Below are 18,188 nucleotides of genomic sequence, written 5' to 3' on the forward strand. Positions count from 1 at the left end.
GCGAGCGTCGCGCGGAACACCGCCGCCTCCTCGTCGTCGCGGCGGATCTCCCGGTGCGCCCGGGAGAACGTGCGCCACGCGACGTTCCAGTCCCGTCGGCGGAGGTCACCTCGACCACCGGCGAGTCGGCGGTGCGGTGCACGCGGGTCGTGGTGCCCGACTCGAGCGACGACACGGCGACCGGCACGGGCGTCGAGCCGAGCAGCGCGAGCAGCCAGCGGATCGGGCGCGTGAACGACAGCTTCGGGTCGTTCCACTTCATGTTCTTCTCGGCGCGCAGCTCCGAGACGACCTCGGCCAGCAGCCCGCTGAGCACCTCGACGGCGCCGCGGCCGGTGTCGGTCTTGGTCAGCGCCACGAACTCGACGCCGTTCTCGGTGACCCGGCCCAGCGCGGAGACGTCGACGCCCTGGCCGCGGGCGAAGCCCTGCACGGCCTTGGTCGGGTTGCCGTCGCCGTCGAACGCCGCGGACACCCGAGGGCCGCGCACGGTCCGTTCGGCGTCGGGCTCGCTCGGCGCCACGGAGGGCACCTGCACGACGATGCGGCGCGGCGTGCCGTGCACCGTCACGGCGCCGTGCGTCAGCCTCGTGGCGCCCAGCTTCGCCGTCACGGCCTCGCGCACGGCGTCGGCCGTCCTGGTCACCTCGTGCGGCGGCAGCTCCTCCGTGCCGATCTCGAACAGCAGCGTGGCCGGCGCGACGACGTCGGCGAAGGACGTGGGCGCGGGGGCCGCGTCCGCCACGGCGGCGACGCCCAGCGGGTGCCCGAGCTCGGCCCGGCGCTCGGCCCACAGCCCGGCGACCTCGCGGGCCAGGCCGCGCATCCGGCCGAACGCGCGGGCGCGCTCGGTCGTCGAGATCGAGCCGCGCGCGTCCAGCACGTTGAAGATGTGCGAGCACTTCAGCACGAAGCTGTGCGCCGGGACGGGCAGGCGGGCGTCGAGCATGCGGCGGGCCTCGGTGGCGAACTCCTCGAAGAGGCGCTTGTTCGCCTCCACGTCCGCGTCGTCGAGGTAGTACCGCGACATCTCGTACTCGGCCTGGCCGAACGCCTCGCCGTAGGAGATGCCGGGCGCGTAGGCGATCTTCTTGAAGTGGTCGACGCCCTGCAGCGCCATCATGATCCGCTCGATGCCGTAGGTGATCTCCACCGACACCGGGTCGAGCGTCATGCCGCCGGCCTGCTGGAAGTAGGTGAACTGGGTGATCTCGAGGCCGTCGAGCCAGACCTCCCAGCCGAGGCCCCAGGCGCCGAGCGCCGGCGAGGCCCAGTTGTCCTCGACGAACCGGACGTCGTGCGCGCGCACGTCGATGCCGAGCGCCTCGAGCGAGCCGAGGTAGAGCTCCTGGGGGTCGCCCGGGTCGGGCTTGAGGATCACCTGGAACTGGGTGTGCGTCTGCAGCCGGTTCGGGTTCTCGCCGTATCGGGCGTCGTCGGGCCGCACGGACGGCTCCACGTACGCGACGCGCCACGGCTCGGGACCGAGCACCCGCAGCACGGTGGCCGGGTTCAGCGTCCCCGCCCCGACCTCGGTGTTGAACGGCTGCACCACGATGCAGCCTCGGTCGGTCCAGTACTTGGTCAGCGCGAGCAGCGCGTCCTGCATCGTCAACACGGCGACGAGTCTACGAAACAGACAAAACCCCTGGTCACGGGCCCTGGATCGAGTGGCTTCGACCACTGTGTCACGCTGTGCACAACCGGGGAGCGTTCCCGTACGTCTACTTGGTGTACCCGGAAGTAGCGAGAGGAGCGGGTGTGGACAACCGGCCGCCGCGGCCAGGAGATCCGAGCGGAACTCCCAGGCGACCCTCCGCCACCCCGCGTTCCCAGGCGGGGCAGCCCCGCCGCCCCCAGGTACCGCCGCGCGGCTCGGAACCACCGCGCCGCGAGCCCCGCAAGGCGGATCCGCCCAGGCGGGAGCCGTCCAGGGAGCCGCAGAAGAGGCCGGAGCCGCCCCGCCGCGAACCCCCGAAGCGCGAGACGCCCCGCGGCGCCGCGGCGAAGCGGGAGTCGTCGAGCAGGAGCGAGCCGCCGCGCCGCACGCCGCGCACGGGCGACCGCAACACCCCGGCGAGTTCCCGCCCGCTGGCCGACCGCCCGACGGTCCGCACCGCCCCGGCGAAGGTGAGGACCCCCGCGCCCCGCCCGCGGCCGCGGCCCGCCGCCGCCCGGCGCCCGGTCCGCAGCGGAGCAGGAGTCGGCGCCAAGGTCTTCGTCAGCATGCTGTCCGCCGCGATCCTCGTGGTCACCGGCGTCGCGTGGCAGAACCTGACCGCGCTGACCGACGGCCTGACCAAGCAGGACCTGAACCTCGCGGACGCGGGCGAGAAGCCCGCCGACGGCGCGATCGACATCCTGCTCGTCGGCATGGACAGCCGCACCGACTCCAAGGGCAACCCGCTGCCGCAGAACATCCTGAACGAGCTGCAGGCGGGCGGCAGCGACGACGGCGGCTTCAACACCGACACGCTGATCCTGCTGCACATCCCGAACGACAGCGGCAAGGCCTACGCGGTGTCGTTCCCCCGCGACTCCTACGTGAAGATCGCCGGCGGCTACGGCCGCCACAAGATCAACTCGGCCTACGGCTTCGCCAAGAACGACGCGGCCGAGAAGCTGCAGGGCAGCGGCAAGAGCCCGCAGGACGTCGAGATGGAGTCGCGCAAGGCGGGCGCGAACAACCTGATCGAGACGATCCAGGGCCTCACCGGCGCCAACATCGACCACTACGCCGAGGTCAACCTCGTCGGCTTCTACGACATCACCAAGGCCATCGGCGGCATCGACGTCTGCCTGAACGAGAACGTCCGCGACAGCTTCTCCGGCGCGAACTTCAAGGCGGGCCCGCAGACCATCGAGGGCAAGAACGCGCTGGCGTTCGTCCGGCAGCGCCACGGCCTGCCGATGGGCGACCTCGACCGCGTCGTGCGCCAGCAGGTCTTCATGGCGGGCCTCGCGAAGAAGATGCTCTCCGCGGGCGTGCTCACCGACAGCACCAAGCGCGGCGACATGATCAAGGCCGTCAGCGGCGCGATCGTGCTCGACGACGGCTGGGACATCACCAAGTTCGCCCTGCAGATGAAGGACATGACGGGCGGCAACATGACGTTCCAGACCATCCCGACCGGCAACCCCGACCTGCAGACGCCCGAGGACGGCTCCGCGGTCGAGGTCGACGAGTCCGAGGTGCGCTCGTTCGTCAAGAACCTCGGCAAGGACCCGGCGTCGTCGACCCCGCCCGACCCGAAGTTCGACAACGCGACGGTGACCGTCGACGTCCGCAACGCCTCCGGCGTCCCCGGCCTCGCAGCCCAGGTGCAGCAGTCGCTCGTCGCGAAGGGCTTCAAGGCGGGCCCGACGGGCAACGCCGAGGCCATGAAGAAGTCGGTCGTCCGCTACGGCAAGGGCGGCGAGGCGGGCGCCAACGCCGTCCAGAACGCCCTGGGCGGGATGAACGTCGAGGAGGACGTCGACATCCCCGCCGGGACCGCCCGCGTGTTCCTCGGCTCGGACTACTCCGGACCGGGCGCGCAGGGCTTCGCGGCGGCCTCGCCGCTCCACTTGGACGGTGCCCGGCAGCAGCCCGCACCCGACCCGAACTCCCCCAAACCCATCACCGCGGACGGCGTGCGCTGCGTGAACTGATACCCAGAGTAGAGAAGTATCGCCCATTCGGGGGATTCTGGCCGCAAGTTGCGTAAGCGACGAAGCTCCTGCGCCTTCCATCACCGTGAGACCCGCTCACGGGGTGGAGGGACCATTGCAATCCGCGACAGGCCAAATCGACACGGCGGCGTACCAGCGCGTGCTCGGTGATGAGATCCGCAGCCTTCGCAAGCAGCGCGGGTGGACCCGCAAGGAGCTCAACAAGCGGCTGCAGACGGAGATCTCGCTGCAGACGCTGGCCACCTACGAACTGGGCACCCGCCAGTGCTCGGTGGTGCGGCTGGTGGAGATCTGCCACGCCCTCGACGTTCCGGCGCACGAAGTCCTCGCTCGTGTGCACGAACGCTTCTTCGGCGACGCTCCCGCGGGCCACCTCACGCTGAGCCTCGCGGCGGTCGCGGTCACCGACAACCCGCGCCTGCTGCCGCTCAAGCGCTGGGCCGCCGGAAGACTGCACGCGCTCGCGCCGGGCGTCTCGCCCGAGGTGCACCTCGACCTGCCGGCGCTGGAGAACATGGCGCAGCTCTGCCAGCTGCCCACCGTGGAACTGATCCGCACGCTGCGCGCCCTGAGCCGCTAGGACGACCCCGCGCGAACCGGGAACGAGGCTCCACCAGACGGTGCCGGCACTCCACCGTCGAGCCCGCCCGCACCCCGCGCGCACCGGGCCGGTCGTCGTACCGAACCCCGTTCACACCAACGCAACGACCGTCCGGAAACGGGGAATTCCACCGCCGGTAGAGTCGCTGGGGTGAACGATTCCCCCGCCCGCCTCCCCCTGCGCACCGCAGCCGCCGTGAAGCTGGGCAACCTGAGCTCCACGCTGTCCCAGAAGATGGGTCTCGGCGCCGGCGGCATGATCGGCGGCCGGGTGGCGCTGAAGCTCGACCCGCAGGCGCTGAACCGGCTGACACAGGGCCGCAGGGTCGCCGTCGTCACCGGCACGAACGGCAAGACCACCAGCACCATGATGCTGGCCAGGGCCGTCACGGCGCTGGGCGAGGTCGCCACGAACCACAGCGGCGCCAACATGCCCGACGGCCACGTCACGGCGCTGTCGAAGCAGCCGGACGCGCCGTACGCCGTGCTGGAGTGCGACGAGGCCTACTTCCCGTCCGTCGCCGGTGCCAGCACCCCGTCGGTGGCCGTGATCCTCAACCTGTCGCGCGACCAGCTCGACCGCGTCGGCGAGGTCCGCACCATCGAGCGGTCGCTGCGCGACGCGATCTCGTTGCTGCGCGACTGCACGATCGTCGCCAACTGCGACGACGTGATGGTGACGAGCGCGGCCTGGAACGCGGCGAAGGTCGTCTGGGTCGCCACCGGCACCGGCTGGCACCACGACTCGGCGAGCTGCCCCCGCTGCGGCAACCCGATCCGCTGGCAGGGCGAGCACTGGCACTGCACGGGCTGCGACCTCGCGCGCCCGCACCCGAACTGGATCACCGCCGACGAGGCGATGATCACGCCGGAGCACCAGAAGCTGGAGCTGCGCCTCACGCTGCCCGGCAAGTTCAACCAGGCCAACGCCGTCATGGCCGCCGCCGCCGCGCACGCGATGGGCGTGCCGACGGAGGAGGCGGTGCGCCGGCTGCGCGGCGTCTCGAACGTCAGCGGCCGCTACCGCACGATCCAGCGCAACGGCCGCAGCGCGCGCCTGTTGCTCAGCAAGAACCCGGCGGGCTGGAGCGAGACCCTCACGGTCGTCAAGGAGGCCAACCACCCGGCCGTCCTGGTGATCAACGCCCAGGAGGCCGACGGCCGCGACCTGAGCTGGCTGTGGGACGTCCCGTTCGAGCGGCTGCAGGGCCGCACGGTCATCGCCTCCGGCGAGCGCGCGACCGACCTCGCCGTCCGCCTGACCTACGCCGAGGTCGAGCACACGATCGTGCCCGACCCGTTGAAGGCCGTCGACCAGATGCCGCCGGGCGCGGTCGAGGTCATCGCCAACTACACCGCGTTCCGCGACTTGAATGCCAGGGCTGCCGCTGATGAGTGAGTCGACTGTCCAGATCGCGCTCGTGCTGCCGGATCTCCTCGGCACGTACGGCGACTTCGGCAACGCCGTGGTGCTGCAGAAGCGCATGGCGTGGCGCGGGATCAAGGCCGAGATCGTGCCGATCAACTACGGCGAGCCGGTGCCCGACTCGTGCGACATCTACGTCGTGGGCGGCGGTGAGGACACCGCGCAGACGCTGGCGGTGAAGCACCTGCGCGAGCACCCCGGCCTGCAGCGCGCCGTCACGAAGGACGCCGTGGTGCTGGGCGTGTGCGCCGGCATCCAGATCTTCGGCGAGAGCTTCACCCGTGCCGACAACGTCACGCACCCCGGCATGGGCCTGATCGACTCGACGTCGCACGCGGGCGGCAGCCGGGCGATCGGCGAGGTGCTCGCCGAGCCCGCCGGCGGCCTGTTCCAGGGTGTGCTGACCGGGTTCGAGAACCACCAGGGCCGCACGGTGCTGGGCCCGGCCGCCCGGCCGCTCGCGCACGTCAAGGTGGGCACGGGCAACGACGGCAGCGTCGAGGGCGCGGTGCAGGGCAAGATCGTGTGCACCTACCTGCACGGCCCGGTGCTGCCCCGCAACCCCGCGCTCGCGGACATGCTGATCGAGTGGGCCACGGGCACGAAGGTCGCGCCGCTGGACCTGCCGGCCGTCACCGCGATGCGTGCGGAACGGGTCCGGGCAGCGAGCTAGCTCCCCCGAGCCGGCCGGCCACCCCCGGCCAGATCACGTCCATCACGTAGCCGGTCGCGAGCGCGGGCCCCACCGAGGGCCTGCGCTCGCACCACACCGCGAGCCGTTCACACGCCCCGACGACGATCTCCGCGAAGGCCTCGGCCTCCAGCGGATCGATCTCCGGCGCGAACGACACCAGCACGGACCCGATCATGTCCGTCTGCTGCTGCCGGATCCCCTCGACCTCCTCCTGCGCCGACGGCACCGCGATCGCGGCCTCCTGCCGCAGCAGCGCCCAGGACCTCTGGTGGTCGACGATGAACTCGAAGAACGCCCGCAACCCGAGTCGCAGGAACTCCTCCGGGCCCGTCGCGCCCGCGATCGCCGCGGCCGTCTTCTCGCGCAGCTCCGTGCGCGCGCGGTGGATGCAGCCGATGAGCAGGCCCTCCTTGGAGCCGAAGTACTCGTAGAGCATCGGCTTCGAGACGCCGACGCGCTCGGCGATCTCGTCCATCGACGTGGCCAGGTAGCCCTGTTCGGCGAAGATCTCCTCCGCGACCGTGAGCATCTGGGCCATGCGCTGGGCCTTGGGCATGCGGCGGCGCGGAGCAGTCACGAACGGAGTCTACCGCTCGTAACTTACTTCGAGTAACCTACTGCGAAGTAGCCACCGCGAGCGGAGGGACTCCCCATGCACCGAGAGACGAAAGTGCTCGTCATCGGCACCGGCTTCGCCGGCCTGGGCATGGCCGTCGAACTGAGGCGGCGCGGTGAGCACGACTTCGTGGTGCTCGAGAAGGCCGCGGACCTCGGCGGCACGTGGCGGGACAACTCCTACCCCGGCTGCGCGTGCGACGTGCCGTCGCACATGTACTCGTTCTCGTTCGAGCTGAACCCGCGGTGGTCGCGGATGTTCGCGCAGCAGGGCGAGATCTTCGACTACCTGCAGCACGTCGCCGACAAGTACGGGCTGCGGCCGCACATCCGTTTCGACACCAAGGTCTCCGGCGCGCGGTGGGACGACGACGCCAAGCGCTGGCACGTCACGACCGAGCAGGGCGACACCTACACCGCGCAGGCGCTGGTGGCGGGCGTCGGCGCGTTGCACATCCCGAACGTGCCGGAGCTGCCGGGCATCGAGAAGTTCGCCGGGAAGGCGTTCCACAGCGCGCAGTGGGACCACGACCTCGACCTGACCGGCAAGCGCGTCGCGGTCGTCGGCACGGGCGCGTCCGCGATCCAGTTCGTGCCGAGGATCGCGGGCTCGGCCGGTTCGCTGAAGGTCTTCCAGCGCACGCCACCGTGGATCATGCCGAAGGCCGACCGCGAGATCACCGCGCGGGAGCAGAAGCTGTTCCGCGCGCTGCCTCTCGCGCAACGGCTCTACCGCGACTTCGTCTACTGGGTGCGCGAGTCGTCGGCGCTCGGCTTCGCGGTCAACCCGAAGATCATGCGCTTCGCGCAGGGGATCGCGTTGCGGCACATGAAGAAGCAGGTGCCGGACGCGCGGCTGCGCGGCAAGCTGAAGCCCGACTACACCATGGGCTGCAAGCGCGTGCTGATCTCCAACGACTACTACCCCGCGCTCGGCCGCCCGAACGTCGACCTGGTGACGGACAAGATCTCCGAGGTCCGCGAGAAGTCCATCGTGGACGGTTCCGGTACCGAGCACGAGGTCGACGTCATCATCTACGGCACCGGTTTCCACGTCGTCGACTCGTTCGACTACCTGGACATCCAGGGCAGGGGCGGCGTCGACCTCGCGAAGCAGTGGCGCGAGAAGGGGATCGAGACCTACTTCGGCATCACGGTCTCGGGGTTTCCCAACCTGTTCTTCCTGCTGGGCCCCAACACCGGGCTCGGCCACAACTCGGTCGTCTTCATGATCGAGTCGCAGATCCGGTACGTCGCGCAGTGCCTGCGGCTGCTGGACCGGCACCGCGCGGCGGAACTGGACGTGCGGCCGGAGGCCCAGCGGGAGTTCAACTCCGAACTGCAGCGCAAGCTCACCAAGGGGGTGTGGACCCAGGGCGGCTGCACGAGCTGGTACCTCGACGCGCAGGGCGTGAACCGCACCGTGTGGCCGGGTTTCACCTGGCGGTACTGGATGCGGACCAAGCGCGTGCGCGCCGAGGACTACGTGCTCACGGCGGAGAAGGCTACGGCTTCACGACGACCTTGAGGGCGGTCCGCTCGTCCATCGCCTGGTAGCCCTGGGCGATGTCGTCGAGCGAGACCGTCCGGTCGAACACGGGACCGGGGTCGATCCGCCCCGCGAGCACGTCGGCCAGCAGCTCCGGCAGGTAGGCCCGCGCGGGCGCGACACCGCCGCCGATGGCGATGTTGCGGCCGAAGAGCCCCCGCAGCGGCAGCCCCGGCATCTCGTGCGGCACGCCGACGTAGCCGATCCTGCCGCCGTCGCGGACGATGCCCATCGCGGTCTCCCACGACTGCTCGGTGCCGACGCACTCGAGCACGCTCGCCGCCCCGAGCCCGCCGGTCATCTCCTTGATGCGCTCGACGGCGGCGTCCCCGCGTTCGGCGACCTGGTCCGTGGCGCCGAACAGCCTGGCGACCTTGGCGCGGTCCTCGTGCCGTCCCAGCGCGATGATCCGCTCGGCACCCAGCCGCTTGGCCGCGAGCACGCCGCACAGGCCGACCGCGCCGTCACCGACGACCGCGACGGTGCTGCCGGGCTGCACGCCGGCGCCGAGCGCGGCGTGGTGACCGGTGCCCATGACGTCGGACAGGCTCAGGAACGCGGGCAGCAGCTCCGCCGGCGCGTCCGACGGGACCCGGACCAGCGTGCCGTCGGCGAGCGGCACGCGCACGGCCTCGCCCTGGCCGCCGTCGCTGCCCTTGGCGCCCCAGAACCCGCCGTTGAGGCACGACGTCTGCAGGCCGGCCTGGCAGTACGCGCAGGTGCCGTCGCTGAACACGAACGGCGCGATGACGCGGTCGCCGACGTTGACGGACCTCACCTCTCCGCCGACCTCCTCGACGACGCCGAGGAACTCGTGCCCGATCCGCTGCCCGCCCTCGCGCTTGGCCACGCCCCGGTACGCCCACAGGTCGCTGCCGCAGATGCACGCGAGCTCGACCCGCACGACGACGTCGGTGGGCTCCTCGACGGCCGCGTCGGGCACCTCCTCCACGCGGATGTCACGGGTGCCGTAGATCGTCGTAGCCCGCACCGGGTTCCTCCTTCTGGTCGATGACCAGTGCATCGTGCTCCAGCGCGGCCCGTCCTGCCGAATCGGGAGGCTGTGCACCTGGTTGCGCGTGCCTAGGATCGGGACCGTGCTGATCACCACCGACGGTCTCGTCCGGGCGCGCGGCATCCGCTACGCGACCGCTGCCCGTTTCGCGAAGCCCGAACCGGTCGCCTGGGACGGCGTGCGCGACGCGACCGTGCGCGGCCCGGCCTGCCCGCAGCCGCCGTCGGCGCTCGCGTCCCTGGTCGGCAGCTCGGTCGAGGGGCTGTCGTTCGACGAGCACTGCCAGGTGCTGAGCGTGACCGCACCGGCCGGCGCCACCGGGCTGCCGGTGATGGTCTGGTTCCACGGCGGCGCCTACGTGACCGGCAGCGGGGAGTCGGCGAAGTACGACGCGGCCCTGCTCGCGTCCGAGGGCGTGGTGGTCGTCAGCGTCAGCTACCGCCTCGGCGCGTTCGGGTACCTGCGGGACAACCTGGGCCTGCTCGACCAGTTCGCGGCGCTGCGGTGGGTGCGCGACCACGTCGCGGAGTTCGGCGGCGACCCGTCGAACGTCACGGCGTTCGGGCAGTCCGCGGGCGCCGACTCGGTGTACGCGCTGATGCTCACCGACACGGAGGGCCTGTTCCACCGCGCGATCCTGCAGAGCGCGCCGCTGGGCACCCGCGGTCCCGACCGCCCGGCGATGGCGGAGGCGTTGCGCGAGCTGATCCCCGTCGGCGCCACCACCCCCGTCGACGAGGTCCTGGCCGCCCAGCAGGCCGCCGTCGCCGACGTGGGACCGCGGTTCTCGCAGTCCGGCGGCATGCCGTTCGCCCCGGAGCTCGGCGGGTCCGGCCTGGCCGAGGCGGCGCAGCGGGTCGAGCTGCTCGTCGGGCACACCGCGGACGACGGCAGCCCGTACGTGCCGGACCCCCAGTACTGGGAGGCCGTGACGGAGCTGATCTTCGCGGCGCCGTCCCGGCAGCTGGCCGAGGACTGGACCGCGGCGGGCGGCCAGGCGGCCACTTACACCTTCTCGTGGCGGCCCGAGGGAGCACCCCTGGGCGCGTGCCACTGCATGGAGCTGCCGTTCGTGTTCGACCCGCAGGGCTGGGCGGGCGCCGGGATGCTCGCGGGCCAGGAGCCCGATCCCGGACTGGCGCGGACCGTGCGGGGCGTGTGGGCGGGCTTCGCGCGAAACGGGATGGACGCGTTGCCGTCGCGCTCGCTTGAATTCGGCGGGTGACCGATCGCGAGCGACTGCGCACCACGTTCGGAGGGGACGCGACCCGCTACCGGCGGGCGCGTCCCACCTACCCCGCCGAGCTGTTCACCCGGCTGACCGGCCCGCGGATCCTGGAGATCGGGCCCGGCACCGGCCAGGCCACGCTGCCGCTGACGGCGCTGGGCGAGGTGACGGCGGTCGAGCTGAGCCCGGAACTGGCCGCGGTGGCCCGCGTGCACGCCCCGGCCGCGCACGTGGTCGTGGCGGACTTCGACACCTGGCCGCTGCCGCCGGAGCCGTTCGACCTCGTGGTGTCCGCGACGGCGTTCCACTGGCTCGACCCGGCGACCCGGATGGCCCGCTGCGCCGCGGCGGTGCGCCCCGGCGGCGCGCTGGCGGTGATCTCCACGCACCACGTGGCGGGCGGCACCGAGCCGTTCTTCGCGGCCGTGCAGGAGCTCTACGAGCGTTGGGACCCGTCCACCCCGCCCGGCTGGCGGCAGTCCCCCGCCGTGGCGATCCCGTGCGAGTTCGACGAGAGCGACCTCTTCGGCGAGCCGGAGTTCCACCGCTACGAGTGGGAGCAGGCCTACACCGCGCAGACCTACGCGGACTTGCTCATGACGTACTCGAACCACGTCGTGCTGCCCGACCGCGACCGGCTGATCGCGGACATCGCGGCGTTGATCGACTCGCGGTTCGGCGGCCGGATCGTGAAGCGCTACATGACCCAGCTCGCCCTCGCCCGCACTCGGATGTGACCCGCATTACAGGCGATCCTCGGCCTGCCGGCAGCGGCCTCCCGGACCGCCAAGCGAGACGGTGAACGGCGCGGAAAAGCGCTTTCCCACCGCGTTCCGTCACGTCGCCGCAGGTCAGACACCCTGACGGCAGAGCACATCGAGCAAGAAACACCTAACTACAACATGAAGCAACAAACCGGTGCTGCCGCCCCTATGAAGTGCGCAGCACGCCTAGGATGTTCCGCCAAAGGGGCGGGGAGACACGCACGAGCCGTGCCCTGGCAGGAGGAGGTGGCATGGCCGTGTCGACGACGGCGTTCAACGAAGGCCGGACCCCCCAGCGGGGCCGTCCTCGGGACGCCAGCAGGGACGAGGCATTACGTCAGGCAGCGCTCGAGGTGATGGCCGAGGTCGGGTACCGGGCCCTCACCATGGACGCCGTGGCGGCCCGCGCGAGGGCGGGCAAGGCCACGATCTACCGGCGCTGGGAGTCGAAGCTCGATCTGGTGATCGACACCTGCACCCAGCTCGCCACGCAGAACCTCGCGGCACCGGACACCGGTTCCCTCGCGGGAGACCTGCGCGAGTTCCTCTCGTCCTTCGCCGCGTTCCTCTCCGGGCCGATCGGCAAGGCCGCGCAGGCTCTGGTGGGCGAGCTGCCCCACGAACCGGAGCTCGCGACGGCGTTCCGGGAGACGTTCCTGATCTCGCAGCGCGACGTGCTGCGCGGGATCCTCGACCGGGCGGCCGACCGCGGCGAGCTGAAGGCGGACGCCCCGCGCGGCATGGCCGTGGAGATCGCGGGCGCCGCGCTCATCTACCGGCTGATGCTCACCGGCGACCCGCTCGACGAGCCGTTCGTGGAGAAGGTCGTCGAGCAGGTGCTCCTACCGCTGGTGCACGCTTAGCGGAACAGCTTGCGGACCAGCGCGAAGCCGACCACGGCACCTACCGCGATCAGCGTGTACTTGACCTGGGGCCGGCTCAGCACGTCGAGCACGGACTCCTTGCCCTGCTCGACGAGCTTCTGCGGGTTGGCCCGCTCGCCGAGCTCGTCCAGGGTGGCGGCCAGCGCGGTGCGAGCCTGTTCGATCTCGCGCTGGATGGTGTCGGGATCGCGAGCCACATGTCCTCCTAGCAGCGGTTCTGCCGCCAACCGTAGTGGACGCCCGGTGCCGGGGCTTCGAGCGACCCGGGAGAGCGCACCCGAGGGGGGCCGATAGGCTTCCGCACGAGGGGTCGTAGCCCAATTGGCAGAGGCACTGGGTTTAGGTCCCAGCCAGTGGGGGTTCGAGTCCCCCCGACCTCATTGATCAGCGCGTTTGCGGCGGCGTGCCGCGGGCCCTGACCCGCGGCGCACGTCACCGGCCGCGCCCTCGCCTCCCGGCGGCGCACCCGCCCGTCCTCACAGGACTCCTGCGGTTCCCCGCAACTTCAAGGTGCGGTTTCCCGCAACCGCGAGGTGCGCTTTCCCGCAACCACGGGGTGCGCTTTCCCGCAACCACGAGGTGGGGTTTACCCCACCCCGACTGTGGGGAGAACCCCCATGTCCTCCCCCACCGGCGTCCGTACCGTGGAAACCATGAACTTGGTCGACTGGGTCACCGACCTGATGGAGACGGCCGGCGCCCCCGGAGCGGCCTTGGCCATCGCGCTGGAGAACCTGTTCCCGCCGCTGCCCAGCGAGGTCTTCCTGCCGCTGGCCGGCTTCACCGCGGGCCAGGGCAAGATGTCGCTGCTCGACGCCATCCTCTGGACCACGTTCGGCTCGGTGGCGGGCGCGCTGCTGCTCTACTGGGTCGGCGCACTGCTGGGCCGCGACCGGGTCCGCCGCATCGCGCAGCGCATGCCGCTCGTCCGGGTGTCCGATGTGGACAGGACGGAGGCCTGGTTCCTGCGCAACGGTTACCGCGCGGTCTTCTTCGGCCGCATGGTCCCGGTGTTCCGCAGCCTGATCTCGATCCCGGCCGGAGTGGAACGCATGCGACTGGCGCCGTTCGTCGCCTACACCGCCGCCGGCAGTCTGCTGTGGAACACGACGCTGATCCTGGCGGGCTACCTGCTGGGCGACAACTGGCACCTCGTCGAGCAGTACGTGGGCCTGGCCTCCACGGCGGTCCTGGTCCTGGCGGTCGCGGCGGCCGGCGTCTTCGTGGGGGTCCGGGTTTCGAAGCGGCGCGCGGACTCCCGCACCTGACGCACGTCCGGCACCGGCCTCGCGGCCGCGAGACTCCGCACCCGACGCACGAACCGGCGTTCTCGCGGCGACCCGCACCCCGAAGCGGCGCGCGGCTCCCGCACCCGACGCACGTCCCGGCACCGGCCTCCCCACACCTACCCGGCAGCCGCGAGACTCCCGATCCCCAGGTACGACGTCAGCTCCCGCACCGCCGCGCGGCCGGCCCGGTTCGCGCCGATCGTGCTGGCCGAGGGCCCGTACCCGACGAGGTGGATGCGCGGGTCCGCCACCACCCGCGTGCCGTCGACCCGGATCCCGCCGCCGGCGGCCCGCAGGTGCAGCGGCGCGAGGTGGTCGAGGTCGTGGCGGAACCCGGTGGCCCACAGGATGATGTCGGCGTCGAACCGCTCGCCGGAGTCCCACTCGACGCCGGCCGGGGTGATCCTCGCGAACATCGGGCGGCGTTCCAGCACGCCGGCGGAGATGGCGGCGCGGGTCTCGTCGGTCAGCGCCAGGCCGGTGACGCTGACGACGCTGCGCGGGATCAGTCCCGCCCGGACTCGTTCCTCGACCATCCCGACCACCCAGCGGCCGTAATCCTCGGTGAACGGCCCTTCCCGCCAGATCGGCTCGTGGCGCGTGACCCAGCGCGTCTCGGCGGCGAGAGGGGCGAGTTCCATCAGCAGCTGGGTCGCCGAGGCCCCGCCGCCCACGACCACGACCCGGCGGCCGGCGAACTCCTCGGGGCCCCGGTAGTCCGCGGTGTGCAACTGACGACCCGAAAATGTCTCCTGGCCGGGGTAGTGCGGCCAGAAAGGACGCCGCCACGTACCGGTCGCGTTGATGAGGCCGCGCGCGGTCCACACGCCTTGCGACGTCTCGATCTCGAGCAGCGAGCCGTGGTCGGTCACCTGCGTGACGGTCACCGGCCGCACCACGGGCAGGTCGTGCATCGCCTCGTAGCGCGCGAAGTACGCCGGGATCGCCTCGTTGGCCGGTTCGTCGGGTGCGGGCTGCTCGAAGGGCATGCCGGGCAGTTCGTGGATGCCGTGCACGGTGCGCATCCGCAGCGACGGCCAGCGGTGCAGCCAGGCCCCGCCGGGGGCGTCGTTCGCGTCCAGCACCACGTGGCCGACGCCACGGCGGCGCAGGAAGTACGAGGCGGACAGGCCTGCCTGTCCCGCGCCGATCACCACCACGTCCGTCACACCACGGACAACAGCGGGGAAATCGCCGTTCTTCCAACGGTGTGACCGACGGCTCACCCAGCCACTAGGTTCCGCGCTCGTGCACCTTCTGCTGACGATGGCGCTGCTGGCCGCGCCCGTCCCCGCCACCCCGGACGTCACCACGCCGGTCCCGGTCCCGCAGTCCTCCTACGCGGTCTACGACCGGCTCACGCGCACGATCACCGGCCGGGACGTCCACAGGCCGATCCGCTCGGCCTCGCTGGTGAAGATCCTGATCGCGATCGAGCAGCTGGAGACGCGCGGCGACGACCCGCGCATCGAACCGATGCTGCGCGTGAGCGACGACTACTCCGCGAGCGAGCTCTGGGTCGAGAACGGCTGGGACCAGGTCGTCGTGCGGACGGCCGGGCGGCTCGGGCTCCGGGACACCAAGCCGCCGCAGGCCCGCGGCAAGTGGGGCTACACGGCGGTGAGCGCGTACGACGTCGTGAAGACCTACCGGTACCTGCTGGAGAGGGCGCAGCCGAAGGTGCGGCACACGATCATGGGCCACCTGCACCGGGCGGAGAAGTGCGCCTCGGACGGGTTCGACCAGTCGTTCGGCCTGCCGTCGGCGACGTGGTGGCCCGCGTTCAAGCAGGGCTGGTCCGGGTTCGGCGACCCGGTGAAGCCGTGCGTCGACCGGCCGCGCCCGCGCGTTCAGTGGGAGCTCGACACGGTGTCGCCGGCCATGCACACCTCCGGCACGTGCGGGCTCAGCGTCGTGGCGGTCCTGACGCTGCACCCCGAGGGCACGACCTGGGACCAGGCCGCGAAACGAGTTACCCGGCTCACGGAAGAAGTCACGAAGTATCGGTGTTGATCGATGCATGAGCCGTCTCAGTGAGATCCCGCTGTCCGTTCTCGACCTCGCCCCGATCACGTCGGGAGCGGACGCGACGACCGCGCTGCGGAACTCGCGGGAACTCGCCCAGCAGGCCGAACGGCTCGGCTACCACCGCTACTGGTTCGCCGAGCACCACAACATGCCCGGCATCGCGTCGTCGGCGCCCGCGGTCCTGATCGGGCACGTCGCGGACGCCACGTCGACGATCCGCGTCGGTTCGGGCGGCGTCATGCTGCCCAACCACGCGCCGCTCGTCGTCGCGGAGCAGTTCGGCATGCTCGAGGCCCTGCACCCCGGCCGCATCGACCTCGGCATCGGCCGCGCGCCCGGCACCGACCAGAAGACGGCGCGGGCGCTGCGGCGCACCGAGGCCGGTCTGTCCGCGGAGAACTTCCCGCAGGAGCTGACCGAGCTCATCAAGTACTTCGAGGGCAGCGCGGAGCTCAACGCCGTGCCCGCCGCGGGCAACAAGCCGCCGATCTGGCTGCTCGGCTCGTCCGGCTACAGCGCGCAGGCGGCGGGACTGCTCGGGCTGCCGTTCGCGTTCGCCCACCACTTCAGCGCGCAGAACACCCTGCCGGCGCTCGAGCTGTACCGGCGCCACTTCCGGCCGTCGGAGGTCCTGCAGGAGCCGTACGCGATGGTGTGCGCCTCGGTGATCGTCGCCGACACCGACGAGCACGCCCGCTGGATCGCGGGCCCGGGAGCGCTCTCGTTCGTGCGGCTGCGCCAGGGCCGTCCCGGCCCGCTGGAGACGCCGCAGGAGGCCGCGGACTACCCGTACACCGAGATCGACGAGCTGGTGATCGAGGACCGCATGGCCACCCAGGTCATCGGGTCCCCCTCGACGGTCCGCGCCGGACTCGACGAGTTGATGGAGTCGACGGCGGCCGACGAGCTCATGGTGACGACCATCGTGCACGGCCACGGTGACCGTCTGCGTTCGTTCGAACTGCTCAGCGAGATCGCCGAACGGACGCCGTCGCTGAGCCGTTCGGCGGCACATACGTGAGCCGCCCACGCCTGAGCTTCACGTTTTGTACCACAGCCACTGCTCTGAACGGGTGATTATCGGCTCCGCTTGTAGCGCCTGACGAACAGTGGGCGATGATCGGTGTGAGCGCGCACGCCCCCCGACGCGCTCCCTAGCTTCACCAAGTGGCCTCGGCCACAGGACGGCGTGGGGCCGGCGCACCATGTGGCGCCGCCCACGCCGCCCATCACGAGTCGGCCACGGCCCGGCACCAGGTCCGCTTCAGAGGCCGCTTTCGTTCGCACCACCCCCTCGCGCACCGTCACAGTTGACGGGAAGTCGCACACACCCACCGCCGGGGTGGGAAAGGGGAGTTCGTGAAGTTCGCCAACACGGCCGCGGGCCTGTGCCTGCTGCTGGCCGTGGCGGGATGTGCGGGCCCCAGCGTCGCCGTCACCCCGAACGAGAACCTGACCGTCGAACAGCGGGCCGAGACCCCCAGCGCGTCCGGCGCCGCGGCCTTCGGCACCCAGCGGGTGTGGGCCTCGGGCCTGTCCGTCGTGGTGTCCGCGCCGCGCTCCCTGGCGCCGTCCGAGACGTCGATCCCCAAGGCCGAGCGCACCGCGGTCTTCACGATCACCGTCTACAACGGCTCCAAGGCCTCCTACCGGCCCTCCCAGCTGTCCGTGCGCGCGACGGCCTACGGGTCCCCCGCCCCGGAGCTGGTGGACTCGGTGCAGGGCCTCAACGGCCTCGCCGCGGCCGTGGCGGAGGTCCCGCCGGGCCGCGACACGCAGATCCAGCTGGCGTTCGCCGTGGACGAGCCGCCCGCGCAGATGCAGCTGACCATCCAGCCGGGCGGTCAGGGCCAGGACGCGCCCACCGTCTTCGAGGGCCAGGCGTAGCCGCGGGAATAGTCTTCCCGCCATGACCAGTCGTCTCGAACCCGGAGACACCGCGCCCGCGTTCACGCTGCCCGACAGCGAGGGCAAGCCGGTGTCCCTGTCCGACTACCTCGGCAAGTCCGTGGTCGTGTACTTCTACCCGGCCGCGAGCACGCCGGGCTGCACCAAGCAGGCCTGCGACTTCCGCGACAACCTCGGCGCGCTGGCCGACTCGGGCTACGAGGTCGTCGGCATCTCCCCCGACAAGCAGGAGAAGCTGGCGAAGTTCCGCGACTCCGAGGGCCTGACCTTCCCGCTGCTCGGCGACCCGGGCAAGGAGGTCCTCGTCGAGTGGGGCGCCTTCGGCGAGAAGCAGAACTACGGCAAGACCGTCCAGGGCGTCATCCGCTCGACGTTCCTCGTCGGCCCGGACGGCAAGGTCGTCAAGGCCATGTACAACGTCCGCGCCACCGGCCACGTGGCCAAGCTGCTGCGCGAACTCCCGAAATGACCTTTCCCGCGTGAGAAGCGGAGCCGTCGCCGCGAAGTGCGCGGCGG

General features: G+C 71.4%; 19 protein-coding genes and 1 tRNA gene. 14 read left to right on the plus strand and 6 right to left on the minus strand.

Annotation, left to right across the window (positions count from 1 at the left end; all coding sequences use genetic code 11):
* Together ACFWGZ_RS27840 and ACFWGZ_RS27845 are read right to left on the minus strand one after the other, a co-directional pair.
* A partial coding sequence (locus tag ACFWGZ_RS27840) for a glycine--tRNA ligase subunit alpha (protein ID WP_382454555.1) occupies nucleotides 1–1,609 on the minus strand: 1,609 nt, incomplete at its 3' end.
* Nucleotides 1,610–1,724: 115 nt separating this feature from the next.
* Entirely contained in the window at nucleotides 1,725–2,228 is a 504-nt protein-coding gene (locus ACFWGZ_RS27845; RefSeq protein WP_382454538.1) for a hypothetical protein, read from the minus strand.
* On the opposite strand from ACFWGZ_RS27845, the gene ACFWGZ_RS27850 reads away from it, so the two are divergent.
* From ACFWGZ_RS27850 to ACFWGZ_RS27865, 4 genes are all read left to right on the plus strand, one after another.
* Nucleotides 2,227–3,651 (plus strand): LCP family protein, encoded by a 1,425-nt coding sequence (locus ACFWGZ_RS27850; RefSeq protein ID WP_382454539.1) that lies wholly within the window; start codon nucleotides 2,227–2,229, stop codon nucleotides 3,649–3,651. The genes ACFWGZ_RS27845 and ACFWGZ_RS27850 overlap by 2 nt on opposite strands.
* A gap of 115 nt (nucleotides 3,652–3,766) precedes the next feature.
* Nucleotides 3,767–4,252: a helix-turn-helix domain-containing protein gene (locus ACFWGZ_RS27855; RefSeq protein WP_382454540.1), complete on the plus strand. Its 486-nt coding sequence runs from the start codon at nucleotides 3,767–3,769 to the stop codon at nucleotides 4,250–4,252.
* Between the two features lie 171 nt (nucleotides 4,253–4,423).
* Entirely contained in the window at nucleotides 4,424–5,671 is a 1,248-nt protein-coding gene (locus tag ACFWGZ_RS27860) for a MurT ligase domain-containing protein (protein ID WP_382454541.1), read from the plus strand.
* Nucleotides 5,664–6,371 carry a type 1 glutamine amidotransferase gene (locus ACFWGZ_RS27865; RefSeq protein WP_382454542.1) on the plus strand — a complete coding sequence of 236 codons (708 nt, stop codon included), beginning with the start codon at nucleotides 5,664–5,666 and terminating at the stop codon, nucleotides 6,369–6,371. Before ACFWGZ_RS27860 ends, ACFWGZ_RS27865 begins: the two co-directional genes overlap by 8 nt.
* Here ACFWGZ_RS27865 and ACFWGZ_RS27870 read toward each other — a convergent pair.
* Nucleotides 6,331–6,930, minus strand: a complete 600-nt coding sequence (locus ACFWGZ_RS27870) for a TetR/AcrR family transcriptional regulator (RefSeq protein ID WP_382454556.1) — start codon at nucleotides 6,928–6,930, stop codon at nucleotides 6,331–6,333. The two genes, ACFWGZ_RS27865 and ACFWGZ_RS27870, sit on opposite strands and share 41 nt — an antisense overlap.
* Before the next feature lie 114 nt (nucleotides 6,931–7,044).
* Here ACFWGZ_RS27870 and ACFWGZ_RS27875 point away from each other — a divergent pair, with 114 nt between their 5' ends.
* On the plus strand, nucleotides 7,045–8,535 hold the full coding sequence (locus ACFWGZ_RS27875; RefSeq protein ID WP_382454543.1) for a flavin-containing monooxygenase: 1,491 nt from the start codon (nucleotides 7,045–7,047) through the stop codon (nucleotides 8,533–8,535).
* Here the strand turns inward: ACFWGZ_RS27875 and ACFWGZ_RS27880 are convergent.
* Nucleotides 8,513–9,547 (minus strand): zinc-dependent alcohol dehydrogenase family protein, encoded by a 1,035-nt coding sequence (locus tag ACFWGZ_RS27880; protein WP_382454544.1) that lies wholly within the window; start codon nucleotides 9,545–9,547, stop codon nucleotides 8,513–8,515. The two genes, ACFWGZ_RS27875 and ACFWGZ_RS27880, sit on opposite strands and share 23 nt — an antisense overlap.
* Nucleotides 9,548–9,653: 106 nt before the next feature.
* Here ACFWGZ_RS27880 and ACFWGZ_RS27885 point away from each other — a divergent pair, with 106 nt between their 5' ends.
* From ACFWGZ_RS27885 to ACFWGZ_RS27895, 3 genes are all read left to right on the plus strand, one after another.
* Complete coding sequence (locus ACFWGZ_RS27885; RefSeq protein ID WP_382454545.1) at nucleotides 9,654–10,796, plus strand: carboxylesterase family protein; 1,143 nt, start codon at nucleotides 9,654–9,656, stop codon at nucleotides 10,794–10,796.
* Nucleotides 10,793–11,536 carry a class I SAM-dependent methyltransferase gene (locus ACFWGZ_RS27890; protein WP_382454546.1) on the plus strand — a complete coding sequence of 248 codons (744 nt, stop codon included), beginning with the start codon at nucleotides 10,793–10,795 and terminating at the stop codon, nucleotides 11,534–11,536. The genes ACFWGZ_RS27885 and ACFWGZ_RS27890 overlap by 4 nt, the downstream gene beginning before the upstream one ends.
* A gap of 278 nt (nucleotides 11,537–11,814) precedes the next feature.
* The gene (locus tag ACFWGZ_RS27895; RefSeq protein ID WP_382454547.1) at nucleotides 11,815–12,426 is read left to right on the plus strand and encodes a TetR/AcrR family transcriptional regulator; all 612 of its coding nucleotides are present in this window, start codon (nucleotides 11,815–11,817) and stop codon (nucleotides 12,424–12,426) included.
* Here the strand turns inward: ACFWGZ_RS27895 and ACFWGZ_RS27900 are convergent.
* Nucleotides 12,423–12,644: a DUF3618 domain-containing protein gene (locus ACFWGZ_RS27900; RefSeq protein ID WP_382454548.1), complete on the minus strand. Its 222-nt coding sequence runs from the start codon at nucleotides 12,642–12,644 to the stop codon at nucleotides 12,423–12,425. The genes ACFWGZ_RS27895 and ACFWGZ_RS27900 overlap by 4 nt on opposite strands.
* 109 nt (nucleotides 12,645–12,753) lie before the next feature.
* Between ACFWGZ_RS27900 and ACFWGZ_RS27905 the strand changes: the two genes are divergently transcribed.
* Nucleotides 12,754–12,827 (plus strand) — tRNA-Leu (locus tag ACFWGZ_RS27905).
* Nucleotides 12,828–13,100: 273 nt separating this feature from the next.
* On the plus strand, nucleotides 13,101–13,715 hold the full coding sequence (locus ACFWGZ_RS27910; RefSeq protein ID WP_382454549.1) for a DedA family protein: 615 nt from the start codon (nucleotides 13,101–13,103) through the stop codon (nucleotides 13,713–13,715).
* 137 nt (nucleotides 13,716–13,852) lie between these two features.
* On the opposite strand, the gene ACFWGZ_RS27915 is transcribed toward ACFWGZ_RS27910, so the two are convergent.
* Entirely contained in the window at nucleotides 13,853–14,905 is a 1,053-nt protein-coding gene (locus tag ACFWGZ_RS27915; RefSeq protein ID WP_382454550.1) for an NAD(P)-binding domain-containing protein, read from the minus strand.
* A 79-nt stretch (nucleotides 14,906–14,984) separates the two neighbouring features.
* Here ACFWGZ_RS27915 and ACFWGZ_RS27920 point away from each other — a divergent pair, with 79 nt between their 5' ends.
* From ACFWGZ_RS27920 to bcp, 4 genes are all read left to right on the plus strand, one after another.
* Nucleotides 14,985–15,749 (plus strand): hypothetical protein, encoded by a 765-nt coding sequence (locus ACFWGZ_RS27920; protein ID WP_382454551.1) that lies wholly within the window; start codon nucleotides 14,985–14,987, stop codon nucleotides 15,747–15,749.
* 7 nt (nucleotides 15,750–15,756) lie between these two features.
* Nucleotides 15,757–16,785: an LLM class flavin-dependent oxidoreductase gene (locus ACFWGZ_RS27925; protein WP_382454552.1), complete on the plus strand. Its 1,029-nt coding sequence runs from the start codon at nucleotides 15,757–15,759 to the stop codon at nucleotides 16,783–16,785.
* A 338-nt stretch (nucleotides 16,786–17,123) separates the two neighbouring features.
* Nucleotides 17,124–17,651 (plus strand): hypothetical protein, encoded by a 528-nt coding sequence (locus ACFWGZ_RS27930; RefSeq protein ID WP_382454553.1) that lies wholly within the window; start codon nucleotides 17,124–17,126, stop codon nucleotides 17,649–17,651.
* A gap of 22 nt (nucleotides 17,652–17,673) precedes the next feature.
* On the plus strand, nucleotides 17,674–18,141 hold the full coding sequence (gene bcp / locus ACFWGZ_RS27935) for a thioredoxin-dependent thiol peroxidase (RefSeq protein WP_382454554.1): 468 nt from the start codon (nucleotides 17,674–17,676) through the stop codon (nucleotides 18,139–18,141).
* Nucleotides 18,142–18,188 lie beyond the last annotated feature (47 nt).

Origin of the sequence: Lentzea sp. NPDC060358, from assembly GCF_042725365.1 — a bacterium.
GTDB lineage: Bacteria > Actinomycetota > Actinomycetes > Mycobacteriales > Pseudonocardiaceae > Lentzea.